Raw genomic sequence first — 21615 nt, forward strand, 5'->3', positions numbered from 1 at the left:
ATGGCATACCCACAGCTCTACCTAAAGAAAAACGAAGACAAACGCCTACGCAAAGGCCATTGCTGGGTATTCAGCAACGAAGTCGACACCCAACGCTCGCCGTTGGAAAGCTTCAATGCCGGTGATTTGGTACAAGTGTGCGGCAATGATGGCAAAGCCTTAGGTACCGCCTACATCAACCCGCAAGCGCTGATTTGCGCGCGTCTGCTCTCCAGAAAAGCCAACCTAAAATGCGGCAGCAATTTCTTTAAGGAGCGCATCAGCACAGCTTTAACATTACGCGAAAAGCTGTTCGACAAAACCTATTACCGGCTGGTGTTCGGCGAAAGCGATGGTCTGCCTGGTTTGGTCATTGACCGCTTTGGCGATGTGTTTTCGGTACAAATCACCACCGCTGGTATCGAACAACGCAAACAAATATTGATAGACGCGCTGGTCGAACTGTTTGAACCCACGGCTATCGTCCTCAAAAACGACAGCGGGCAGCGGCAACAAGAAGGCTTAGGGCAAGAATCGGAAGTCGCCTACGGGCAACTGCCAGAAACGCTCATCATTGAAGAAAATGGTGCCCAATTTAAAATCGACATTCTCAACGGGCAAAAAACCGGCTGGTTCTACGACCACCGCAGCAGCCGCGCCCAATTGGCAAGCTTTGCAAAAGGCCTGCGGGTACTGGATTTGTTTTGCTATACCGGTGCATGGGCCATGCCCGCAGCCATGGCTGGTGCAGCTGAAGTCGTCTGCGTCGATGCCTCAGAATCGGCGCTGGCCTTGGCGCAAGAAAACGCCGCGCTTAACCAAGTCAGCGGCAGCATGCAATTCATCCGTAGCGATGTTTTTGATTATTTAAAGGATGCACGCCTTGACAATCAACAGTTTGACATCATCATCCTCGACCCGCCCGCACTCATCAAACGCAAAAAAGACTTCAAACAAGGTTACGAAGCCTACCGCAGGCTTAACCATCTTGCCCTGCAAGTTTTGGCAAAAAATGGTATCTTGGTGTCTGCATCTTGCTCGCACCATTTAAGCAAGGAAAACCTACATGAGATATTACGGTCTTCCGGCAAACACATCGACCGTCACTTGGTGTTTTTTGCCAGCGGCGGACAAGGGCCAGACCACCCAATTGATCCTGCCGCCCCCGAAACGGAATACTTGAAAACCTATTTTTGCTCGGTAACATCAAGCCTATAAATCAGCAGCCGTGTTATGTCCACAGATGTCCACATCGAACTTTGCGCCCTATGTAGCCAAAAAGTTGAAATTAAAGGCTTTAGCTTGGTCGGCAATAGTGGCGTACATCATTTTTGCTGCGGCGGTTGCCTAAGCATATTCCAATTGCTTTATCCTGATTCACCCCAAAACCAACAACTAAAACAAAACGAGGAGAACCCTAAATGAAAGCCTGTGAAACCTGCGCCAGTGCCCATCGAGTGGATATTGGCAAAAACTACGAACAAATGCCGTTCTTAGTCCGCAATGGCGGTATGTTGTTAATTTACTTGCCTATTCTGACCCTACCGTTTGTTTTTGCCAGCGCTTACCTCACCTACTTCCATTTGCGCATGAGCGGCGCGACCAACCTCAAAAAATACCAAGACTTTATCCCTGACCGCGCCAGCCACCGCTATGACCTCAAAAGCCAAATCACGATGACCCCCACCTTCCAGCCAGCCGTATCGCAATCAAAAGTCTTCTGGCTACTAAACTGCACATGGTACTGCCCTTATAGCGTCGCCCTGTTTGAATGGCATACCTACTTGGTGAAATTGGTGGAAAACTGGTGGTGTCCGTTTGGTCACGAGAAGAAAGAAAATTACAGCGACGCCAAAATTGACCAATCGTTCTGGCATATCTACCCGCATGATGCCGCCCAAATGCATCCCGATGACTTTAACAACCCGATTTGGAACGAAAACACCGAAAATCAAGAGCCTAAAAACTAATTATCAGCTCGCTCCCGACTGGGTCGCCAGTCGTTTTTTTGATATGATGTGTGCCTTTTTCAAACGTAAACAGCAATGCAAATTGGCCCACATCAACTCCCCAATCCCTTGATACTCGCCCCGATGGCTGGGGTCAGCGACCGACCCTTTCGGGAAATCTGCATCCGCAACGGTGCCGGTTTGGCGGTCTCGGAAATGGTCGCCTCCAACCCTGCCCTGCTGCACCACAAAAAATCCCTGCAAAGAACTGACCATAACGGTGAAACAGGCTTACGTTCGGTACAAATTCTAGGCACTGACCCCAGCGAAATGGCGGCAGCGGCAAAACTCAACGCCCAACGCGGCGCGCAAATCATCGACATCAATATGGGTTGCCCAGCCAAAAAAGTCTGCTCCGTTGCGGCAGGTTCCGCCCTATTAAAAGACGAGGACTTGGTAAAGCGTATTTTGGAGGCTGTCGTCAACGCCGTGGACGTCCCAGTCACCTTAAAAATCCGCACCGGTTGGGATACCCAACACCGCAATGCTGTCACCATTGCACAAATTGCCGAAGCCAGCGGCATTGCCGCACTCACCATCCACGGACGCACCCGTGCCTGCAAATTTGAAGGGCAAGCCGAATACGACACCATCAAAGCCGTTAAGCAATCGGTCAACATTCCAGTGATAGCCAATGGCGATATAGACTCGCCAGCCAAAGCCTTGCAGGTTTTGCAAAACACCGACGCCGATGCCATCATGATCGGTCGCGCCGCCCAAGGTAACCCTTGGCTGTTCGGGCAAATCCTGCATTTTTTAAGTACGGGCGAACACTTGCCTGGCCCATCCATCACGGAAATCCAGCAAACCTTAACCGGCCACTTAGAAAACCTATACCGCTTTTACGGCGACACCAGCGGTGTTAGAATAGCCAGGAAGCACATTGCCTGGTACCTAAAGCAATCACCCCCCGCCCGCCAGGACGACAAAGACCGAATCAACCAAGCCTCCACACCATCCCAGCAAATTGCACGGGTCGGTGCGGTATTTTATTTTTTAACAAATGGCTTTTCTGGATCATAAATGGATACGCATCAGACCCCCAACGCTGAACCTATCAAAATAAGCCACTCGGACGACGCAGTGCCTTTATCGGCATTTGTTAAGCAGACCGTTGACGCTTATTTTTTACAACTGAACGGTCATGACACCACTGGCTTGCACGCCATGATTATCAGTGCCGTCGAAAAGCCTTTATTGGAAGCGGCACTGGCCCACTATGGACATAACCAAACCAAAGTCGCCAAAGCCTTGGGGCTAAGCCGCAGCACGCTTCGCAAAAAACTCGAACAGTACGGACTATCTTAAACGTTAGAGTCCGCATTGACTGAGCCTTCATCTTTCCAATTATTAATCACAAGCATGAACAAAAAAATCACCCGTGCGCTCATCAGCGTTTCCGATAAATCCGGTATTGTCGATTTTTGCCGCGCATTAACTGACTTAAACATCGAAATCCTATCCACAGGCGGCACTTACAAAACCCTGACGGAAAACCACATTCCCGCCACCGAAGTCTCCGACTACACCGACTTCCCAGAAATGATGGACGGGCGCGTGAAAACCCTGCACCCAAAAGTGCATGGCGGTATCTTAGGCCGTCGCGGTATAGACGATGCCATCATGGCAGATAACGGCATTAAACCCATTGATATGGTGGTTGTGAATTTGTACCCGTTTGCCGCCACCATCGCCAAACCGGATTGCGATTTTGAAACAGCGATTGAAAACATCGACATCGGCGGCCCGACCATGCTCCGCGCCGCCGCCAAAAACCACGCCGACGTTGCCGTGGTCGTCAACCCAGACGATTACGGTTTTATCCTCTCCGAATTACACGGCAGCGACAGCCAACTGAGCGGCGCAACCCGATTTAACTTAGCGGTAAAATGCTTCGCCCACACCGCCAGCTACGACACCCAAATCGCGGCCTACTTAAGCGGTCTCAACGGCGTGCAATTCCCCGACACCTTAAACCTGCAATTTGAACACCACCAAGCCTTGCGTTACGGCGAAAATCCGCACCAAAACGCCGCCTTCTACCGCGAAAAAGCCCCCGCGTCCGGCACCATTGCCGCCGCCAAACAATTGCAAGGTAAAGAGTTATCGTACAACAACATCGCCGATGCCGACGCGGCCTTGGAATGCGTGAAAGCTTTCACCGCCAAACCCACCTGCGTCATCGTCAAACATGCCAACCCGTGTGGTGTTGCGCAAGCCGATGACAACTTAGGCGCGTACAACTTGGCTTACCAAACCGACCCGACTTCCGCATTCGGTGGCATTATCGCCTTCAACCGCGAACTGGACGAAACCACTGCCGCCGAAATTATCGGACGGCAATTTGTCGAAGTCATCATCGCACCAGTTGTTAGCGAAGCCGCCAAAACCGTACTCGCTGCCAAACAAAATATCCGCGTTTTGGAATGCGGTGTGTGGGCAGAACACGAAGCCGCATCTTTAGATTTCAAACGCGTCGCAGGCGGCCTGCTGGTGCAAGACAAAGACCAAGGCAAAATTACCGCCGCCGATTTAAAAATCGTCAGCCAACGCGCCCCAACCGAACAAGAACTGGCGGATATGCTATTCGCGTGGAAAGTCGGCAAATTCGTCAAATCCAACGCCATTGTTTACTGCAAAAACGGGCAAACCATCGGTGTCGGCGCAGGCCAAATGAGCCGCGTGTATTCGGCAAAAATCGCGGGCATTAAAGCCGCTGATGAAGGCTTGGTCGTGCAAGGTTCTGCGTTAGCCTCCGATGCCTTCTTCCCTTTCCGTGATGGCATAGATGCTGCCGCCGCTGCGGGCGTGACCGCTATTATTCATCCAGGCGGATCAATGCGCGATGCGGAAGTGATTGCGGCGGCGGATGAGCATGGGATTGCGATGGTGTTTACTGGGATGCGGCATTTTAGGCATTGATAAATAACGTAATTTTTCCGAATTTAAGTATTTCAACCACTAAGTAAATTGACACGGAGTCAAAAAATATATTTTTGACTCCATAAATCGGCGGATGTAAAAACTCAAGGAAATTTCAGAAACTTATCACCCATCAAATCAAATGGGCATTAAATTAGGTCACGGTTTAAAAGATGGAAAGGTCGTTAGAGTGACAGATATTGATGTTGCTAACGGTCTGGCATGTAATTGTATTTGCTTGGATTGCAAATCATCTTTGCAAGCAATTAAAAAAGAGGGTAATAAATACAGACCTCATTTCAGGCATCACAGCATCAAAAATGATAGAGAAATTTTAGCTTGTAAAGCATCTGAAGAAACTGCCATTCATTTTCATGCAAAAGATATTATCGAAAAATTGAAATCGATTGTGTTGCCAGCTTATGAAGTGAACGTCATAAAGCATAATGGCAAAGGTATAAGAACCCACACTATTAAAAAACAGCGTTTCATTACATTCGATTCTATTCATAACGAAAACGTTACAAACACAAGCCAAGGACATGGAGATATAAAGCCTGATTTAATTGCTTATTTTGGAAACCATCGCCTATTTATTGAAATTGCTGTTTCCCATCCATCTGAGAAGGAAAAAATTGAAAGCCTAAAAAAACATAATGTTTCAGCAATTGAAATAGATTTATCCAAATTTTCCAGAACGGCAACTGCAGACGATTTGGAAAAATATTTCACGCAAAGGCTGTATCTAAAAGAAAAATCCGTAAAGTGGCTATACCATGTCAAACATGAGCAATACCACCAAGAAGCTTTAAATATGGAACAAGAAAAGGCAAAGAGAGCAGCAATTCTTGCGAAAAAAGAAGAAGCTAGAGAAATTGAATTACAGAAAAAGCGAAACGAAATTTTTAGATCAAAATTTAGTAATGAAATAAATGATCTTGTACTAAATCAACATTTCAAAGGTGATCTATTTCAAAGAATTGAGCAGTTTGTAAAATCAAAATATAGAAACTCTATAAATTTCTATTCTAGAAAAGATTCAATCTTTATCGAACACAAAATTGACGGACTTGAATCTGTTTTGATATATGCAGTCGGAAATGGTTATCAAGTCGAATGTGATTTTTTAGAATTAGACATATTTGCTTCAATTCAATATCAAACAACTAATAAGGAATTTGGTTATTTTGTAATAGCGAAAATTTTCTACGAAGCGAGCCGTAAATTATGTAATGGCTTAGAGGAATTGGTTTTACAGAATGAATCAATAAGGCTTTTAGAAGAAGAAAAAAAGCAAAAAATACATCAAGCATTTTTGGAGAAACAAGCTCAAGAATTTAAGGCTCTTCAGGAAATGCAAGCAAAAGAATTGGAAGAACAGCGACGACAGGAAGCACTTGCACAAGAAATTGCTGAGGAAAGCCGAAGGAATATTGAAGAACAACGACGAAAAGAAAATGAAAAGCGAAAAATTGATGAAGAAAAAATAGTTTACAAAACTATTATGGAAATTCTTCAAAATATGAAAAAACGCGAGACATGGAAAAATGACCATCCAGTTATGCCCAATATAGTCATAAAACAGGTAAGAGAAGAAATAGCTGGTTTTAACGATGCCCGTTTTATTGATGTAAGGCGCAGACTACAAAACAAAGGACAGTTGAATAAAGTGAATGAAAATGTATTACTGACTGCTGTTATCGTAAAGTAGATTGTAGGATGGGCTGCACGAAGGGAAGCCCATCAAAATATCCTGTAAATGATGGGCTTCCTTACGTCAGCCCATCCTAAAAAATTTATATTTATGCTCAAACTTCATTATTCAGGAGAACAGCATGTACCGTTTAAGTTGGCCTTGTGCGGCATTCTTTGCAGGTTTGGGATTGTCGCTGTTAATCAAAGTTGAAATCATCCATGACGACGAAGCCAATGTTTACGTCGCCACCAGCCCTGATTTAAAAGGTTTGGTGGTAGAAGCGGAAACTTTGGACGAGTTAGAAAAAGAAGTGCGGGATTTAGTGCCGGAATTGCTTACGCTGAATCTGCCCAAGTTACACGCCAAAGCCGGAACGCATGTGTCGTTTTTTCAACCACCTGTTGCGGTATGAATGGTTACGAAAAACTGGTTAAAGAACTTTTGCTTAAGCATGGTTATAAATTAGTCCGCACTGGCAAAGGTTCACACGAAATCTGGGCATCAGAAAAGGGTGTCTCTGTAACGGTAAACCATACTTGTAAATCAAGGCATACGGCTAATAGCATCTTAAAAGCAGCGGGTATTCCACATCGATTTTAATGTAAGATTGGCTTCATATGTCAGCCAATCCTTCAATCTGCGGAGTTAAAAACATGTTTTTTACTCCATAAAACACAAACGTATCCCATAAAACCCCGAGAACTAAATCCATGAACATCCTCATCGTCGGCAGCGGCGGGCGCGAACATGCCCTTGCTTGGAAAGCCAACCAATCCCCTAATGTCACTAAAGTCTTTGTCGCACCCGGCAACCCCGGCACGGCTTCTGAGTCGGGCATTGAAAACGTCGCCATTGCGGTCGATAACATTCCGGCGTTGCTGGTGTTCGCCCAAGACAACGGCATCGCCTTAACCATCGTTGGCCCCGAAGTGCCGTTGGTGTTGGGCATTGTTGACCAATTTCAAGCCGCTGGTTTGAAGTGCTTTGGCCCGACCGCACAGGCGGCGCAATTGGAAGGCTCGAAGTCGTTTTGCAAGGATTTCTTAAGCCGCCACGGTATCCCGACTGCCGCTTACCAAAGCTTCACCGACAAAGACTTAGCCATTGCTTACATCAAACAACAAGGCGCACCGATTGTGGTGAAAGCCGACGGTTTGGCGGCGGGCAAAGGTGTGATTGTCGCGCAAACTGAACAAGAAGCCATTGATGCCGTGGAAGACATGCTCGCGGGTAATGCTTTTGGCGAAGCGGGGCATCGTGTGGTGGTCGAAGAATTTTTAGTCGGCGAAGAAGCCAGTTTTATCGTCATCGCCGATGGCAAACATGCCTTGGCAATGGCAACCTCGCAAGACCACAAAGCCCGTGACAATGGCGACAAAGGCCCGAACACGGGTGGCATGGGTGCGTATTCGCCTGCGCCTGTGGTGACGCCCGACGTCCACGAGCGCACCATGCGCGAAGTCATCATGCCTACGCTGGACGGCATGGCGGCGGATGGCATTCCGTACACAGGCTTTTTGTACGCGGGTTTGATGATCTCACCAAACGGTGCGATTAAAGTGTTGGAATTCAACTGCCGCTTCGGCGACCCCGAAACCCAGCCGATTATGATGCGTTTAAAGTCTGATTTAGTGGAATTATGCTTGGCGGCCTTGGCAGGCGAATTGGATAAAACCATTAGCGATTGGGATGAGCGCGCGGCGTTGGGTGTGGTCTTGGCGGCGGGCGGTTATCCTGATGCTTACCAAAAAGGCGCGGTGATTTCCGGTTTGGCGGCAGATGACACGGATGATTGCAAAATCTTCCACGCCGGAACGGCGCTTGTCGGCGATGATATTGTCACGTCGGGCGGGCGGGTATTGTGTGCTTGTGCCTTAGGTGATGACATCGCCAGCGCGCAACGTAAAGCTTATGAATTGGTCGACAAAATCAGCTGGAACGGCATGTATTGCCGGACCGATATTGGTTTTAAAGCCATTAAGTAAAGTCATAAGTAGGGTGGGCAGAGCTGTTTTGCCCACCTTTTTATTTTAGTCCAAACGTAATCGCTTTAAATGAGAAACCCATGCTAGATGAAGCGGCAATTATTGATTTCTGGTTCAAGGAAATCTCGCCAGAAGACTGGTGGAAAAAAGATGCGACTTTTGACCACGCCATCAAAAACCGTTTCCTCAATATCCATCAAGCTGCCAGTCGTGGTGAGCTGGCTGGCGTCAAACCCCATTAGGGCGTTTGGCGGAAGTAATTGTATTGGATCAATTTTCCCGCAATATTTATCGGGATTCCCCACAAGCATTTGCTGAAGATGCTCAAGCCTTAACTCTCGCCCAAGCAGCGATTGCCATCGGCGCACATCGGCAATTGCTTCCAACGATGCGGGCATTTTTGTATATGCCTTTTATGCACAGCGAATCCTTGCAGGTTCACGAACAGGCGGTGGTTTTATTTGCTGAAGCGGATATGGACGTCGCGACTTTGCAATTTGAGTTGAAACACAAGGCTATTATTGAACGGTTTGGACGTTACCCACACCGTAACCCGTTCTTAGGCAGAACATCTACAGAAGAAGAAAAAGTTTTTTTAACACAGCCCGGATCGGCATTTTAAACCCTACCCTGCCGATTAACCTTTCCTAACCGGTACTAAGTTGCCTTTAAACTGCGCCGAGCTTTTTTGCCATGAGTATTCCAAAGCATGGTTGCGGCAACCTTCAGTTGATAGCGTTAACGCCCCCATGATGGCTTCTTGCAAGTTCTCGCGCATACAGCCGGTGATGTTATCTTTTAAGACGTCCAGCGGCCCTTGTACCGGATAAGCGGCAACCGGAACACCGCACGCCAAAGCGTCAAGCATCACGATGCCGAAGGTGTCGGTTTTGCTAGGGAAGACAAACACATCAGCTGCCGCCATGTATTCCGCCAAAGGTTCGCCGGTTTTAAAGCCAGCAAACACCGCATCAGGATAAGTTTTCTTCAGTTTTTCGAAAGACGGGCCGTCACCGACCACCACTTTAGTGCCGGGGATGTCTAAGGACAGAAAATCTTCCAAATTTTTCTCTATCGCCACCCTGCCCACGTACATGGAAACAGGTCTTGGCAAATCCAAAAAGCTTTTGTCACGTGGGCGGAAGCGGTCGGTATCAACACCCCGGCTCCAACGCTTCATTTTTTGGGGTTCAAAGCCTTTTGCCACCAAATTGGCTTCTACCGAAGGCGTGGCTACCATAATGTGGCTGGCAGGTTTATGAAACCATTTCAACAAGCCATACCCCCAATCAACGGGCATTTTAAAGCGCAAATTGACGTATTCGGCAAATAAGGTGTGGAATGATGTGGTGAAAGCCAGATGGTTTTTTAGGCAATATTTACGTGCCGCCATGCCTAATGGGCCTTCGGTGAAAATATGGATGTGGTCGGGCGAGAAGTCTTGCAGCAGTTGCTTGACTTTGGGGTAGCTCCAAATAGACAGCTTGATCGACGGGTAACTAGGGCAAGGTATGGTGTTGAATTGTTCAGGGGTAATCATCAACACCTCTGCGCCGCCTTCCCTTAAGGCTTTACAGGTGTTGTCAATGGTGGTCACCACGCCATTGATTTGTGGTTTCCAGGCATCGGTAATAAATGCAATTTTCAATGTCATCTTATTATTAAGTTATGCTCTTATGTAAAGCTTGGAGGATAAAGCTTTAATGTGAACGAATAATTACAATATGAAATGTTGATGAAATTTTCATCTATCCGCCTATAACGGGTATTCGTGAATGCAACACGCCCCTGAATGATCGCCTTAAAAGTCCACGCTGGCTTCAAAATAAAAGCTTCTGCCCGGTAAGGGTAGGTTTAAGGCGTGCTGCAAAGGTGCTAACTCAAGGCGCTGGCTATCGAATGCATTTTTCAAAGAAGCCGCCACATTCAACCTGCCAAACAGTTTTTTGCCTTGTAGGGTGAAATCAACGGTTTCGTAATCGGGCAAGGTCCTGCTGGGTATGTAAGTGTCAATACGACTGCCTACCCAATTAACCTGCGGTTGGATATGCCACTTCGGAAGAAAATGCCATTGCAATGAGGTGTAGATATGATGTTCCGGCACACCACCTATGCGACTGCCATTTAAGTTATTGCGTGCATGCTGCCAAGCATAGTTACCGGCTAAATTCACCGATTCCGACAATTCCCAATTCCACTCAAACTCTGTGCCGTAAGCATCTTGGCTGCCACTATTTTCGTATTTAAAGGTTTTAGATGCGTCCGTATCAACCGCTATAAGGTTGTCGATTTGATAGTAGTAAATGTTGACAGCCGTACGTAATGTTGTATTCGGACGGTAATCAAATGCCCATTCAACGGTGTTGATTGTTTCAGGCTGGAGTTGGTCATTGCCAATAACGATAGGATTGTGGTGCAAATACTGTTCGATAAAATTAGGCGCCCTAAAAGCCCTTCCGTAGAGCATTTTAGTGGTCAGTTGTGTGGAGATGTCCCACACTAAGGCGAGCCTTGGATTGACGGTAGAACCAAAATCAGAGTAATGGTCGTAACGTACACCACTGGTTAATTGCCAATGTTCAGCCAATTTCCATTCATCTTGCAAGGCAAGCGACGTGACAGTCCGGCTGACATTCGGCAAGTAAACATAGGGTGTACCTGTCACATCAACCAAATCGCCGGAAGAAGATACCCCATCACCGTAATTTTTAAGCTCTGTAACCGTTGTTTCTTCAACCCTAACAGCTGTATTAAAAAGCATTTCATGCTGATCCATGCCCCGATAAATTGAGCTTAATTCAAACGAAGGGATTTGATCGGTTTGTCCAGAATGATTAATAGCGCCAGCACTAAAAAATAAGCTTTTTCCTGGAATAAAATCTAAACGGCTAATCAGGTCACCATTGCCATCAACCAACAAACTCGAATTCGGCTGAAATAATTGTGCCTTCGTATCCACGTGGCTATACAGGTAACTAAAATGCGCCAACCACTCCCACGCTTGAAAAGAGTCTTCACTGGAAAAGCGCACATCCCCCAAAAACTGTTGGTTTTGTATAACGCCGGTAGGGTCTAAAGCTCCAGCCAAGCCAGCCTTTGTACCACCTTCACCACCGATCCCCCAAAAGCCCAACTGCCAGTGTTTACGTTGCATATTCACATGGGCATTGATAGTTTGGTTACGGTTAGCCAAAGCACCAGGAGCCAAAGAGGAGTGGTCGCCATATTTCTGATCAAATGCAGATTGTGCATCGCTGATGACAACTTGCCCAGTATCACCATTGCTATGCTGATACTGCACACTACCCGCGACATCCCAACCAGACCACTGTCCACCTTGTTGCGCCCAAGCGCTCTGGCTATCCCAGTTACCTGCCCTAACCCCTAATTTGCCGCCAGCCATGTCACCCGCTTTTTTGGTAATGATATTCACCACACCGGCAAAAGCATCCGCTCCATACAAAGCGGACCCCGGACCACGGATAATTTCCAAACGCTGGATGGCATCGACCGGCAACTGAAAACCTGTCATCAGCGAACCGCGATAAGGCGTGGTGATTCGCGTTCCATTCATCATCAACAATATTTGCGAATTATCACCATTATTAATGCCCCGCGAGCTGTAATAATAATCGCCATTACCCGTTTGGGTACCGACATGCATGCCAGGCACTGTCTCCAATATCTCATGCAGTTCCGTTGCCCCCATCGCCTTGATTTGCTCGGCAGTAATAACACTGGTCACAGCGGCAGATTGATTGATAGTTTTGGGGGATTGGCTAGCAATAGTGACCGAAATTTCTGCCAGCTGGGCGGGTGACATGGAGAAAAAATCGTCTTGGCGTGAGTAATCGGCAAAAACCACCGTGCTTTGGCAGATGATCGTCAGCAAACAAAGGCTGGCTGTTATCAGATGGCTCTTCATTGCATACTTGTAGAAAAGGTATTGTTCTCTGAAAGGAGCAGATCTAAAGGTATTGGCTTCCCAACGCAATAACCTTGTGCATAATCGACCCCCATATCGGTGAGCAATCTTAAAATAGCTTCATTCTCAACAAATTCGGCAACGGTTTTCTTGCCCATAATCTGTCCGATTTCATTAATTGACTTAACCATTGCCATATCAACCTCATCAACCAGCATATCCTTAACAAACAGGCCGTCTATTTTAAGGAAATCGACCGGCAAATTTTTCAAATAAGCAAAAGAAGAAAGTCCGCTGCCAAAATCATCTAAAGAAAACAAACATCCCTGATCCCGTAACTGGTTGATAAAACGGGTAGCATGGGACAAATTGGCAATGGCTGCCGTTTCGGTGATTTCAAAGCAAATTTTATGGGTAGGAATATGCCAGCGTCTAAATTGCGAGGAAATGTAACTGAACATCGTCTCATCACAAAGCGACAAGCCCGATAAGTTAATGGTGCAAAGCGAAAGTTTTTCCAAAAAACCAGGTGTGTTAGCCAGCCATGAGAACAATTGGGCAATCACCCAACGGTCCAATTCGGATGCCAAATTATACCGTTCCGCAGCAGGCAAAAAAGCACCCGGCGGCACGATGGCACCCAGATGGTTCCGGTAGCGGATCAGGGTTTCAAAATGCAGGCCTTCATCTTTTTTATTGAGAGAGACAATACGCTGACCATACAGACAAAAGCTGTTTTGTTCCAAGCCTTGTTGCAATTTAGTCACCCATTGCATTTCACCGTGCCGCAACGCCAGTTCCTCGTCATCAGGACGGAAGACATGGACACGGTTACGGCCTTTATCTTTAGCCGCATAACAGGCGGCATCCGCTTCTTTTAAGATAGTGGCAGCATTCCGGCTATGGGCATTAATGGAGGTGATGCCAATACTGACACCCACTGCAAAGCTACGATCTTCCCAAGCAAAGCGGAAATCCCTAATCACATCACGAATATGCTCACAACCGACATAGGCTTGGCTTAACGTACAGTCGTACATCAAAATGCCAAATTCATCGCCACCCAAGCGCGCGATGAAATCATTATGCCTGACCAGTTTTTTTAATAGATCACTCAATTGCCTGAGCAATTCATCACCGGCAAAATGTCCGCAGGTATCGTTAACTATCTTGAATTGATCCAAATCCAGATAACAAAGCACATGCTCGGTTTGCTCATGCAGAGCCGATTCCACTGCTTTTAAAATATAGCTGTCAAACGCACTTCGGTTAGCCAAGCCTGTTAACGCATCGTGACTGGCTTGATAAGCGACTTTTTCGCCTAGATGCCTGGCTTCGGTGACATCCTCGCACACCAAAAGGATGCTGTTGTCATTTTGGTCATTATCAAGCAATCGACCGCTCATGCGCACCCACAATATACGGTCATCACCACACACCATCCGAACCTCTTGCTTATGGGTTAGCCAAGGTTGTTGGTGGCAGTTTGCCAATAATTTATGCATCGATTGCAAATCTTGGCTGTGGATAAAGTTCAGGATGTTATTGCCCTGAAAGTCATCGACATCTAAATTTAACTGGGCTGCAGCAGTGATATTGATCGAATAAATCCGGCCTTTTTCAGAAACATTGAACAACATGCTGGGGTTGTCATTGTATAAAGCCTGATAGCGGTCTTTAGCGCGGGTTAAAGCTGAGTTTTGCGATTCAACGGTAATAATTAAGCCATTAAAAACATCCACCAACACGCCTAATTCATCATTGAACATTTTTTCGGCGCGTAACGAATAATCTTTCGTTTCACTAATGGTTTTTACCGTATTTGCCAATTGGTTAATGGGCTTGGCAACTAATCTCAACAAAGGTGCAGAAACAAAAAATGACAAAACAGAAACTGTCACCAATACAAACAGCAAAATGGCCGTGTATTGGAATTCGCGCACATAATCGGCTTTTACATCGACAAATATGTAAACAGCCCCTTGTTTTTCGCCATCCACCATAATGGGCGAAACAACATATAAATAGTTGCCTTCATAACGTGTACCTTGGTTTTGTAAAGCTTCCGGGCATTGCCATTGCGAACTATCAGTGTTGCCTTGCTGCACAAACAGCACCCCAGCCAAATCATAGATGCACGCCCTCTCAACCCCTGGCATAGCTTTTAAGACAGCAAGATTTTCTTCCGCCATCTCCTTATCTTGAAACATTAACGCGGCGGTACTGCGGTTACCAATCAACGTAGCCAGTGCTGAAAAGTCTTCTTTAGTAGATTTTTGAAACTCAGCAATTTGTAAAAAAACTAAAAAAATACCGGCAAAAAATAATGAAATGCTGCTGGAAACAAATAAAGCAAGAAACAGTTTTCGATGAATGGGGAGATTTTTAAAGAACTTAATCATGATTGTCATCCTTGACGATTTCAGCCACTTCCAAAAGTTTTGCGCTCACCTTCAGGCCACCCCGTTTTACGGCATCAAGATTGATCTGCAGCTTAATTTTATTGTTATTTTTAACAAAACCGATCATGCCGCCTTTTTCAGCAAAGTTTGGGCTGTCACCAATCACCAACGTGTTTTCCACATTTTTAATAAATAAAGGGTTACCAATAGCGGCGCTAATAAAAATAATATGGCAGTGCGCTTTCGTGCCTGAATTGAAAAATTTTGTAAAGCTGGGGTATCTTTGTATACGAATAGGACGTTCGGCAACGGTACGTTGCTCTATGGGAACAATCGTTTCACCAAACGGATCAACCCCCAAAACGCACAAATTAAACTCCGGCAAGCCATCGTCTAACCATGTGATAAATTTGGTAAAGTTGTAAATATAAGCGGCCTTTATTTTATATTCGACTGTTTTGGCATCCTCAGCGTAACTTTGCTGGCTAAAGCCTAAACACCCTAAAATAAGCAATATCCACGGCGCTCGAAATATTTTCATTAAAACGCTTAAGTTAAAAATAAGTTTACTTGCAAATTACCCCGTACCAGCGATTGACAGGACAACTTGGCATAGCATTTTAGCTGGTGAAAAAACGTCTCATGACTTTAATCATGTAATGATGGTCCAACACACCCGCGCTTTCACGGATGCTGTGCATCGCCCAAAGCGGATTGCCGACATCGACCGAACGGATGCCCAATTTTGCCGAAGTGATCGGGCCGATGGTCGTGCCACAAGGCAAATCGCAACGGTGCGAATATTTTTGGTAAGGCACGTTTTCCAATTCGCACCACTGGGCAAATTGTGCCTCCGACAAACTTTCGGTGCTGTAGCGTTGGCTGGCGTTAACTTTTATAACGGGGCCATTATTGACCAAGGCTTTGTGGTCGGCATCGTAAGCGTTCGGGAAATTAGGTTGATAGGCATGCGCCATATCGGCACTGATTAAAAAGCTATTGGCCAAAGCGCGGGAAACATCCTCGTGCTCCGCTTCAAGCGCATAACCAATGCGCATCAAGACATCGGGCAAAAAATTTCCATCTGCGCCTTTCTTGCTTTCGCTACCAATTTCTTCGTGATCAAAAAACGCGCACACCAAGGTCGCATCCGATTGCAACACACTTTCATCCAACAAGGCTTGCAAAGCGGCATCGCAAGAGGCCAGATTATCTAGCTGGCTATCACTGAAAAACTCACTATTCGCCCCCCAAAGCGACCCTTTTTGGGTATCGTAGGCATTTAGCTCCCAAGACAAAATCGCCGCTTTGCCAATGCCTGTTTGCTGTTCCAATAACGCCAAGAAATAATCCTGCGGCAATTGCCCCTCCACGGCCCGTGCCAGCAATAACGGTAATTCCATCTGTTTTTGCAGTTTTAAACCGTCATCATTAACGCCACGATTTAAATGTATGGCAAGATTGGGCAAACGCAATAACGGCCTGTCAAAGTTAACTAAACATCTCGACACGCCACCATCAGCGTCCTGATAACTTATCCGCCCGGCCAAGCTCAGATCACGGTCGGCAAACGTCGCTAAAATAGGGCTGCCGTAAACTTCCACACCCAATCGGAAAAAACCATCTGCACCAGCAGATATGTTCGGTTTAATCCTTAAGCCTGGCGAATCGGTATGCGCACCGATAATTTTAAAGCCGCTGTCGGCAATGGCTTGATGACCCAAAACAAAGATTACAATCGACGAATCATCGCGCACGACAAAATAACGTCCACCGGCCTGCAAGTCCCATTTGCTCTTTTCATCTAACGGAATGAAATGAAATGCGAGCAGCTTTTCAACAATGACGCTGACAGCATGGCTAGGACTGGGGCTGGCATCAATAAAATCGAGCAGCTGTTGGGCTTGATGCAACGCGTCTGTCATTGGGTTTTCAACTCCAAGGCTAAAGAATTAATGCAATAGCGCAAACCAGTAGGATCCGGACCATCAGGGAAAACATGACCTAAATGGGCATCACAATGTTTGCAAGTCACTTCTACACGGCGCATACCAAAGCTGCTATCCGCATGTTCGGCAACACTGGCTTCTGACAAAACATCAAAAAAACTGGGCCAGCCGGAGCCGGAGTCGTATTTCGTTTCGGAAGCGAATAAAGCATTGCCACAACACACGCAATGGTAAATGCCTTCCAATTTGCAATCGGTATATTTGCCGCTAAAAGGTGGCTCTGTGCCTTTTAGCCGGCAAATATGATACTGCTCGGGTGTTAACTGTTCTTCGGAAGGATCAATCGGGCTAGCATTTTCTTGAAACATCGTTGCTCACTGCACTGAAGATTAAAATTATTTTTCCATAGGCTGTGTTTAAGAATAGCTTAAACAAAGCCCCCAACAAATGAAAACCATCTAAATTGGCAATTGTTAGAGCTTAATTTGAGTGAAGTAAATCACAAAAAACCACATTTGAGGGGTATTTTATTGCACAGTTACTCTAACCAACAGCTTTTTAACTCAAACTGCGGGTAAAACTTTACAATTTTTAACAAAAAAAACACAAGATCGCGCTTGAGCTTAAGTGTTCCTAAAAAACCAACGCGTTTTGACATGAAAAAGCAAAGCGGAAAACAGCATCCGCTTTAAAAAGGCAGGAAAATTTCGAAGAAGCAGCTGTCAAGCTAACCCAACAGCCGCTTAATAGATTAGAAAAGCTGACCTAAGCGTCCAACATACCTGCTTGGATGATAAAAGATTCAATATCACCGAGCCCCGTTCCCGTTTTTAAATTACTGAACACAAACGGACGCTCGCCGCGCATTTTCTTGGCATCCCGATCCATCACTTCTAAAGACGCGCCCACATAAGGCGCAAGATCAATCTTATTAATCACCAACAAATCCGAACGGGTAATCCCAGGGCCGCCTTTGCGTGGGATTTTGTCACCCGCCGATACGTCGATCACGTAAATGGTCAAATCCGCCAATTCCGGGCTAAACGTCGCGCTCAGGTTATCGCCACCGCTTTCCACCATGATGAAATCCAGATTATCCCAACGCTCGATCAACTCATCGACAGCGGCGAGGTTCATCGACGCATCTTCGCGGATGGCGGTATGCGGACAACCGCCCGTTTCCACGCCCAAAATCCGCTCCTCCGGCAAGGCTTGGCTACGGATTAAAAACTGCTGGTCTTCGCGGGTGTAAATATCATTCGTCACCACCGCGATTTCAAAATTGTCACGCATGCGTTTGCACAACGCATCCACCAACGCGGTTTTACCTGACCCAACCGGGCCGCCGATACCAACTCTTAATACAGGTTTGTCATTCATAGTATTTTCCTTTTGTAGGGTGGGTACGCTGTTCTGCCCACCGTTTGTGATGTACAAGATAGGCAGAACAGCACGCCCATTAACTTTTTTAAGACCTAAACAACCTCGAATACTGCATCTCATGACGGCTACTCGCCAACGCCAAACCAAAGGCACTACCGCCAATATCCTCATCATCCAACAAAACCGCTGCATCAACCTGCTCGGGGATTTGCGCTGCCAAGGCTTGTAATAATTGCTGTCCGGCGACTTGTCCTAGCGGCACGAGTTTGACGGCACATAAGACTTGGTTTTCTAACCAGCCCCAAACATAGCCCATCGCGGCGTGGCGTGGATCAATACCCCAACGCACGGCGGCTAGGCTGAACACGGTTGCCAAGGTTGCTTCCGATTGGCGTTGCCAAGCTTCGGCTTCGGGCATATCCAATTTAATCAGCAATTTCGCCAAGGCTTGTCCGGTTTGGCGGTCTTCGGCGCGGAGTTCGCTGGTTTCTCGGCAGGCGGTTAGGGTTTTGCTCCAGTGTGTTACCTCCGCGTGGTCTTGGTTTTGCCATGCGCTACACAAACGCAACAACACAGGCACATCCACGCGGGTCATGCTGGTTTGCAACACGCCGCCTATCCATTCGCGGGCGGTATCAGGCGTGCTGACCCAGCCATCGTCCACCGCCCGCTCCAGCCCTTGCGAATAGCTGTACATGCCAATCGGCAAGCCAGGGCTAACCAATTGCAGCAAGCGTAAAAGGCTAAGATCAGTGACCATGATGTTGGTACGCCCCTGCTTCGGGTTCGAACGGCAAGTCTTCATGGCTGACGCTTAAACCTAAGCCTTCGACCATGTGATCGAGGACATGGTCGCTCAAAAACCGCAATTCGCCAGGCAAAATTTGCAAAGCGATGTGGCGGTTGCCGAGGTGATAACAGACGCGGGCGAACAGCAAAGGATCATCGGTGCGGACAATCGACAAGGTTTCCGGCGCGGCTTTTATCAGCACTCGAAATTTTTCGTTACCCGTCAGCACCGTGCCGGAGCGCAAATAATTGCCGCGCTGCAAAAACAAACCGACTTTCACGCCGCCATCGGTCAGGGCGGGTAAGCGGCTTTTTTGGCGGGATTCGAAGGGTAAGGTCAAGCTGTCGTCAGCTTGGGTATCGGCGGGGGCTAGTTCGGTTAGTTTTAGCATAGTGTTTGAATTTGAAAGGCCACTCGGTTGATGTTTATGAAAGTAAATTTTGATAATCCAGCGATTGCCATCGCAACACTGTCAGATAACAGAATCCTATGGGCTTTGCTGGTTTTGTTGCGGTAAGGCACTTTATCGTCTTTGGCGATGATTGCCAAAAAATTTAGGCTTGTGCAATTGCTAATCGCAGATAAATTAATCTTGCGGTCAATTAAATTCAGTCACAAGAGGTCAACATGAAAACCATAATAAAAAATGCCAGCCGTCTCGTTTTAATCCTGTCATTAGCTACTACCGGATTTTTAATAAATTCAGCGGCATACGCTAGCGATCACGAAACCCAATGTTTTAACGATATACAAGCAAAAACGCCCTGGAATGATGAGGGCAATATGAATTGGGATGCCGAAAATATCAAACAACTCTGCGAAGGCACAGCAAAACCCGCCGAACCCGGCAAATGCTTTACGATGGTTAGGACGGGGCGGGTAAAATGGGGAACCGCCAACAGCAGCACCGATTGGGATTGGAAAAACATCATTAACCTATGCTCTGGCACCAGCGATGCAGAAAAAACCGTTGCTTGCTTTAACAGCGGCGTGAGTAGCGGCTCAGATTGGCGCGATGCCATTTTAACCTGCCAACGGGCGCTTTCCGGCAAGACTAAAAGCAATACTTTAAATTGGAATCAATAAAATAAATTTTTCTCATTCCCAAGCACTGGCTTGGGAATGAACAGCTTTATCGTTTGCCGTTATCAAAGGTGGGCAGAACAGCCTTGCCCACCCTATCCCGTTTTTACCGCGTTAATTTTTAGAAGACAAGCCCGGAAACGCCTCTACCAATCCCATAATCATAAATTGCACCGCCATCGCAGCGAGCAGTAACCCCATCACCCGCGTTGCAGTATTGATCCCCGCCGTACCCATTAACGATCCCAGGTTATTGGCGATATGCAATGTAAACCAAATAACGACCGCCATAATCAGGATGCTTAGGCTTAAGAAAACTTTTTCGAACCATTGCGTCATTTGATTGGCATTGACAATAACCAAGCTGATTGCACCCGGCCCCGCCAATAAAGGCATGGCTAAGGGCACGATGGCAATATCGTCTTTTTGTGCAGCTTCCAGCGTTTCTTGATCGGTGTGGCTTGCGCCGCTGGATTTGGCATGGAACATGGAAATAGCGACCAACAACACCAATAAGCCGCTGGCAATGCGAAAAGCAGGCATGGTGATACCAAAAAATTGTAAAACGACACCGCCTGCCCAAATTGAAATCACCAGAATGATAGCCACCGCCATTGAGGTTTTAATGGCTATACGCTTGGTTTCAGAACGTGATTTGTTAGCCGTCATACCAAGATAAACGGGTATTGCGCCAAGTGGATTCAGTATGGCAAAAATACCTATAAAATCTTTGAAAAGCTCTGTCCAATTGATTATGTCTTGCATGATAAGGTGAATATTCGGTAATGAATGAAGTTTATACGTAGGGCGGTTTCGCGATAGCAAACCGCCATCATTAATGCAACACCCTGCCTTCGAAATGGTGGATTGCTGACGCGAATCCACCTTACGGGTTGGCTTAAGCAACATTCAAAATCTGATCGACAAAACCCTTGCCCACGGTAGGCAAAGGTAAAGGTTTGCCGTCATTTTTCAGCGTAGTAAGCCATTCATCCACAATCTGGCACAGATCGGCATACACTTCGACTTCATTGTCGCCGTGACAACAAGCGCCGATAACACCAGGGCAAAAGCCCACGAAACAGCCATCTTCCTCAGACCATTCGACAATTTTCACGTAGCGGTCACTCTCTTTCATGATTTTGATTCCTCAATTTTTTTCCTGGCTTCGCGCACCTGATAAGGCTTGGCATCATCGCCGACTTGCCCAGATAGGGTAATACGGCAACCCTGTGGATGCTCAAAATTTCTATGGATACCTTTGCCGCCTCTGTTGACAAAACCAGCCTCTTCCAAAGAGCGGATTAATTCTTTAATTTTTGGTTGCATATTAAAAACCAATAACGGGCTTTTATGTTTTCACTCCCACGTTTGTACAGGGAAATTGTGAAAATGGATTCTAAGTTTTGCTCTTTTGTTAGTTCGTAGGGTGGTTTCGCGTTAGCAAACCGCCATATTCAACGCAACACCCAGCCTTGGAAATGGTGGATTG

General features: G+C 46.6%; 23 protein-coding genes and 1 pseudogene. 12 read left to right on the forward strand and 12 right to left on the reverse strand.

The annotated features are described in order from the left end of the window. From ACYQ1O_RS08535 to ACYQ1O_RS08585, 11 genes and pseudogenes are all read left to right on the forward strand, one after another. The gene (locus tag ACYQ1O_RS08535) at positions 1-1197 is read left to right on the forward strand and encodes a class I SAM-dependent rRNA methyltransferase (protein ID WP_459991242.1); all 1197 of its coding nucleotides are present in this window, start codon (positions 1-3) and stop codon (positions 1195-1197) included. Positions 1198-1212: 15 nt separating this feature from the next. Beyond that, the gene (locus ACYQ1O_RS08540) at positions 1213-1404 is read left to right on the forward strand and encodes a hypothetical protein (protein ID WP_459991243.1); all 192 of its coding nucleotides are present in this window, start codon (positions 1213-1215) and stop codon (positions 1402-1404) included. Next, positions 1401-1949: a hypothetical protein gene (locus ACYQ1O_RS08545; RefSeq protein WP_459991244.1), complete on the forward strand. Its 549-nt coding sequence runs from the start codon at positions 1401-1403 to the stop codon at positions 1947-1949. The genes ACYQ1O_RS08540 and ACYQ1O_RS08545 overlap by 4 nt, the downstream gene beginning before the upstream one ends. A 75-nt stretch (positions 1950-2024) precedes the next feature. Further along, positions 2025-3011, forward strand: a complete 987-nt coding sequence (gene dusB, locus ACYQ1O_RS08550; protein ID WP_459991245.1) for a tRNA dihydrouridine synthase DusB — start codon at positions 2025-2027, stop codon at positions 3009-3011. Then, the gene (locus ACYQ1O_RS08555; protein WP_459991246.1) at positions 3012-3296 is read left to right on the forward strand and encodes a helix-turn-helix domain-containing protein; all 285 of its coding nucleotides are present in this window, start codon (positions 3012-3014) and stop codon (positions 3294-3296) included. A gap of 54 nt (positions 3297-3350) precedes the next feature. Next, complete coding sequence (gene purH / locus ACYQ1O_RS08560) at positions 3351-4910, forward strand: bifunctional phosphoribosylaminoimidazolecarboxamide formyltransferase/IMP cyclohydrolase (RefSeq protein WP_459991247.1); 1560 nt, start codon at positions 3351-3353, stop codon at positions 4908-4910. A 142-nt stretch (positions 4911-5052) separates the two neighbouring features. Continuing rightward, complete coding sequence (locus tag ACYQ1O_RS08565) at positions 5053-6621, forward strand: hypothetical protein (protein ID WP_459991248.1); 1569 nt, start codon at positions 5053-5055, stop codon at positions 6619-6621. Positions 6622-6745: 124 nt separating this feature from the next. Beyond that, on the forward strand, positions 6746-7018 hold the full coding sequence (locus ACYQ1O_RS08570; protein ID WP_459991249.1) for a DUF1902 domain-containing protein: 273 nt from the start codon (positions 6746-6748) through the stop codon (positions 7016-7018). Beyond that, positions 7015-7206: a type II toxin-antitoxin system HicA family toxin gene (locus tag ACYQ1O_RS08575; protein WP_459991250.1), complete on the forward strand. Its 192-nt coding sequence runs from the start codon at positions 7015-7017 to the stop codon at positions 7204-7206. The genes ACYQ1O_RS08570 and ACYQ1O_RS08575 overlap by 4 nt, the downstream gene beginning before the upstream one ends. Positions 7207-7316: 110 nt before the next feature. Continuing rightward, complete coding sequence (gene purD / locus ACYQ1O_RS08580) at positions 7317-8591, forward strand: phosphoribosylamine--glycine ligase (RefSeq protein WP_459991251.1); 1275 nt, start codon at positions 7317-7319, stop codon at positions 8589-8591. 80 nt (positions 8592-8671) lie between these two features. Beyond that, a pseudogene (locus tag ACYQ1O_RS08585) lies at positions 8672-9213 on the forward strand (DUF924 family protein). Positions 9214-9228: 15 nt separating this feature from the next. Here ACYQ1O_RS08585 and ACYQ1O_RS08590 read toward each other — a convergent pair. The 9 genes from ACYQ1O_RS08590 to ureE all read right to left on the reverse strand — a co-directional run bounded on the left by ACYQ1O_RS08590 (position 9229) and on the right by ureE (position 19431). Then, complete coding sequence (locus ACYQ1O_RS08590) at positions 9229-10245, reverse strand: glycosyltransferase family 4 protein (protein ID WP_459991252.1); 1017 nt, start codon at positions 10243-10245, stop codon at positions 9229-9231. Positions 10246-10392: 147 nt separating this feature from the next. After that, on the reverse strand, positions 10393-12516 hold the full coding sequence (locus ACYQ1O_RS08595; RefSeq protein ID WP_459991253.1) for a TonB-dependent receptor plug domain-containing protein: 2124 nt from the start codon (positions 12514-12516) through the stop codon (positions 10393-10395). Further along, the gene (locus ACYQ1O_RS08600; RefSeq protein ID WP_459991254.1) at positions 12513-14918 is read right to left on the reverse strand and encodes an EAL domain-containing protein; all 2406 of its coding nucleotides are present in this window, start codon (positions 14916-14918) and stop codon (positions 12513-12515) included. The genes ACYQ1O_RS08595 and ACYQ1O_RS08600 overlap by 4 nt, the downstream gene beginning before the upstream one ends. Then, positions 14911-15432 carry a YfiR family protein gene (locus ACYQ1O_RS08605; RefSeq protein WP_459991255.1) on the reverse strand — a complete coding sequence of 174 codons (522 nt, stop codon included), beginning with the start codon at positions 15430-15432 and terminating at the stop codon, positions 14911-14913. Before ACYQ1O_RS08605 ends, ACYQ1O_RS08600 begins: the two co-directional genes overlap by 8 nt. Positions 15433-15538: 106 nt before the next feature. Continuing rightward, a complete protein-coding gene (locus tag ACYQ1O_RS08610) occupies positions 15539-16843 on the reverse strand; it encodes a M18 family aminopeptidase (RefSeq protein ID WP_459991256.1) in 1305 nt (434 codons plus the stop codon). After that, the gene (gene msrB / locus ACYQ1O_RS08615; RefSeq protein WP_459991257.1) at positions 16840-17235 is read right to left on the reverse strand and encodes a peptide-methionine (R)-S-oxide reductase MsrB; all 396 of its coding nucleotides are present in this window, start codon (positions 17233-17235) and stop codon (positions 16840-16842) included. The genes ACYQ1O_RS08610 and msrB overlap by 4 nt, the downstream gene beginning before the upstream one ends. Positions 17236-17632: 397 nt before the next feature. After that, on the reverse strand, positions 17633-18247 hold the full coding sequence (gene ureG / locus ACYQ1O_RS08620; protein ID WP_459991258.1) for an urease accessory protein UreG: 615 nt from the start codon (positions 18245-18247) through the stop codon (positions 17633-17635). A gap of 88 nt (positions 18248-18335) precedes the next feature. Further along, the gene (locus ACYQ1O_RS08625; protein WP_459991452.1) at positions 18336-19010 is read right to left on the reverse strand and encodes an urease accessory protein UreF; all 675 of its coding nucleotides are present in this window, start codon (positions 19008-19010) and stop codon (positions 18336-18338) included. After that, positions 19000-19431: an urease accessory protein UreE gene (ureE, locus tag ACYQ1O_RS08630; RefSeq protein WP_459991259.1), complete on the reverse strand. Its 432-nt coding sequence runs from the start codon at positions 19429-19431 to the stop codon at positions 19000-19002. The genes ACYQ1O_RS08625 and ureE overlap by 11 nt, the downstream gene beginning before the upstream one ends. Before the next feature lie 236 nt (positions 19432-19667). On the opposite strand from ureE, the gene ACYQ1O_RS08635 reads away from it, so the two are divergent. After that, a complete protein-coding gene (locus ACYQ1O_RS08635) occupies positions 19668-20126 on the forward strand; it encodes a hypothetical protein (RefSeq protein ID WP_459991260.1) in 459 nt (152 codons plus the stop codon). A 111-nt stretch (positions 20127-20237) separates the two neighbouring features. Here the strand turns inward: ACYQ1O_RS08635 and ACYQ1O_RS08640 are convergent, their stop codons facing one another. The 3 genes from ACYQ1O_RS08640 to ACYQ1O_RS08650 all read right to left on the reverse strand — a co-directional run bounded on the left by ACYQ1O_RS08640 (position 20238) and on the right by ACYQ1O_RS08650 (position 21452). Next, positions 20238-20888: a MarC family protein gene (locus ACYQ1O_RS08640; protein ID WP_459991261.1), complete on the reverse strand. Its 651-nt coding sequence runs from the start codon at positions 20886-20888 to the stop codon at positions 20238-20240. Between the two features lie 133 nt (positions 20889-21021). After that, entirely contained in the window at positions 21022-21261 is a 240-nt protein-coding gene (locus tag ACYQ1O_RS08645) for a hypothetical protein (protein WP_459991262.1), read from the reverse strand. Continuing rightward, positions 21258-21452 carry a type II toxin-antitoxin system HicA family toxin gene (locus ACYQ1O_RS08650; RefSeq protein ID WP_459991263.1) on the reverse strand — a complete coding sequence of 65 codons (195 nt, stop codon included), beginning with the start codon at positions 21450-21452 and terminating at the stop codon, positions 21258-21260. Before ACYQ1O_RS08650 ends, ACYQ1O_RS08645 begins: the two co-directional genes overlap by 4 nt. Positions 21453-21615: the final 163 nt, after the last annotated feature.

The sequence above is a fragment of the Methylosoma difficile genome (genome assembly GCF_054657615.1).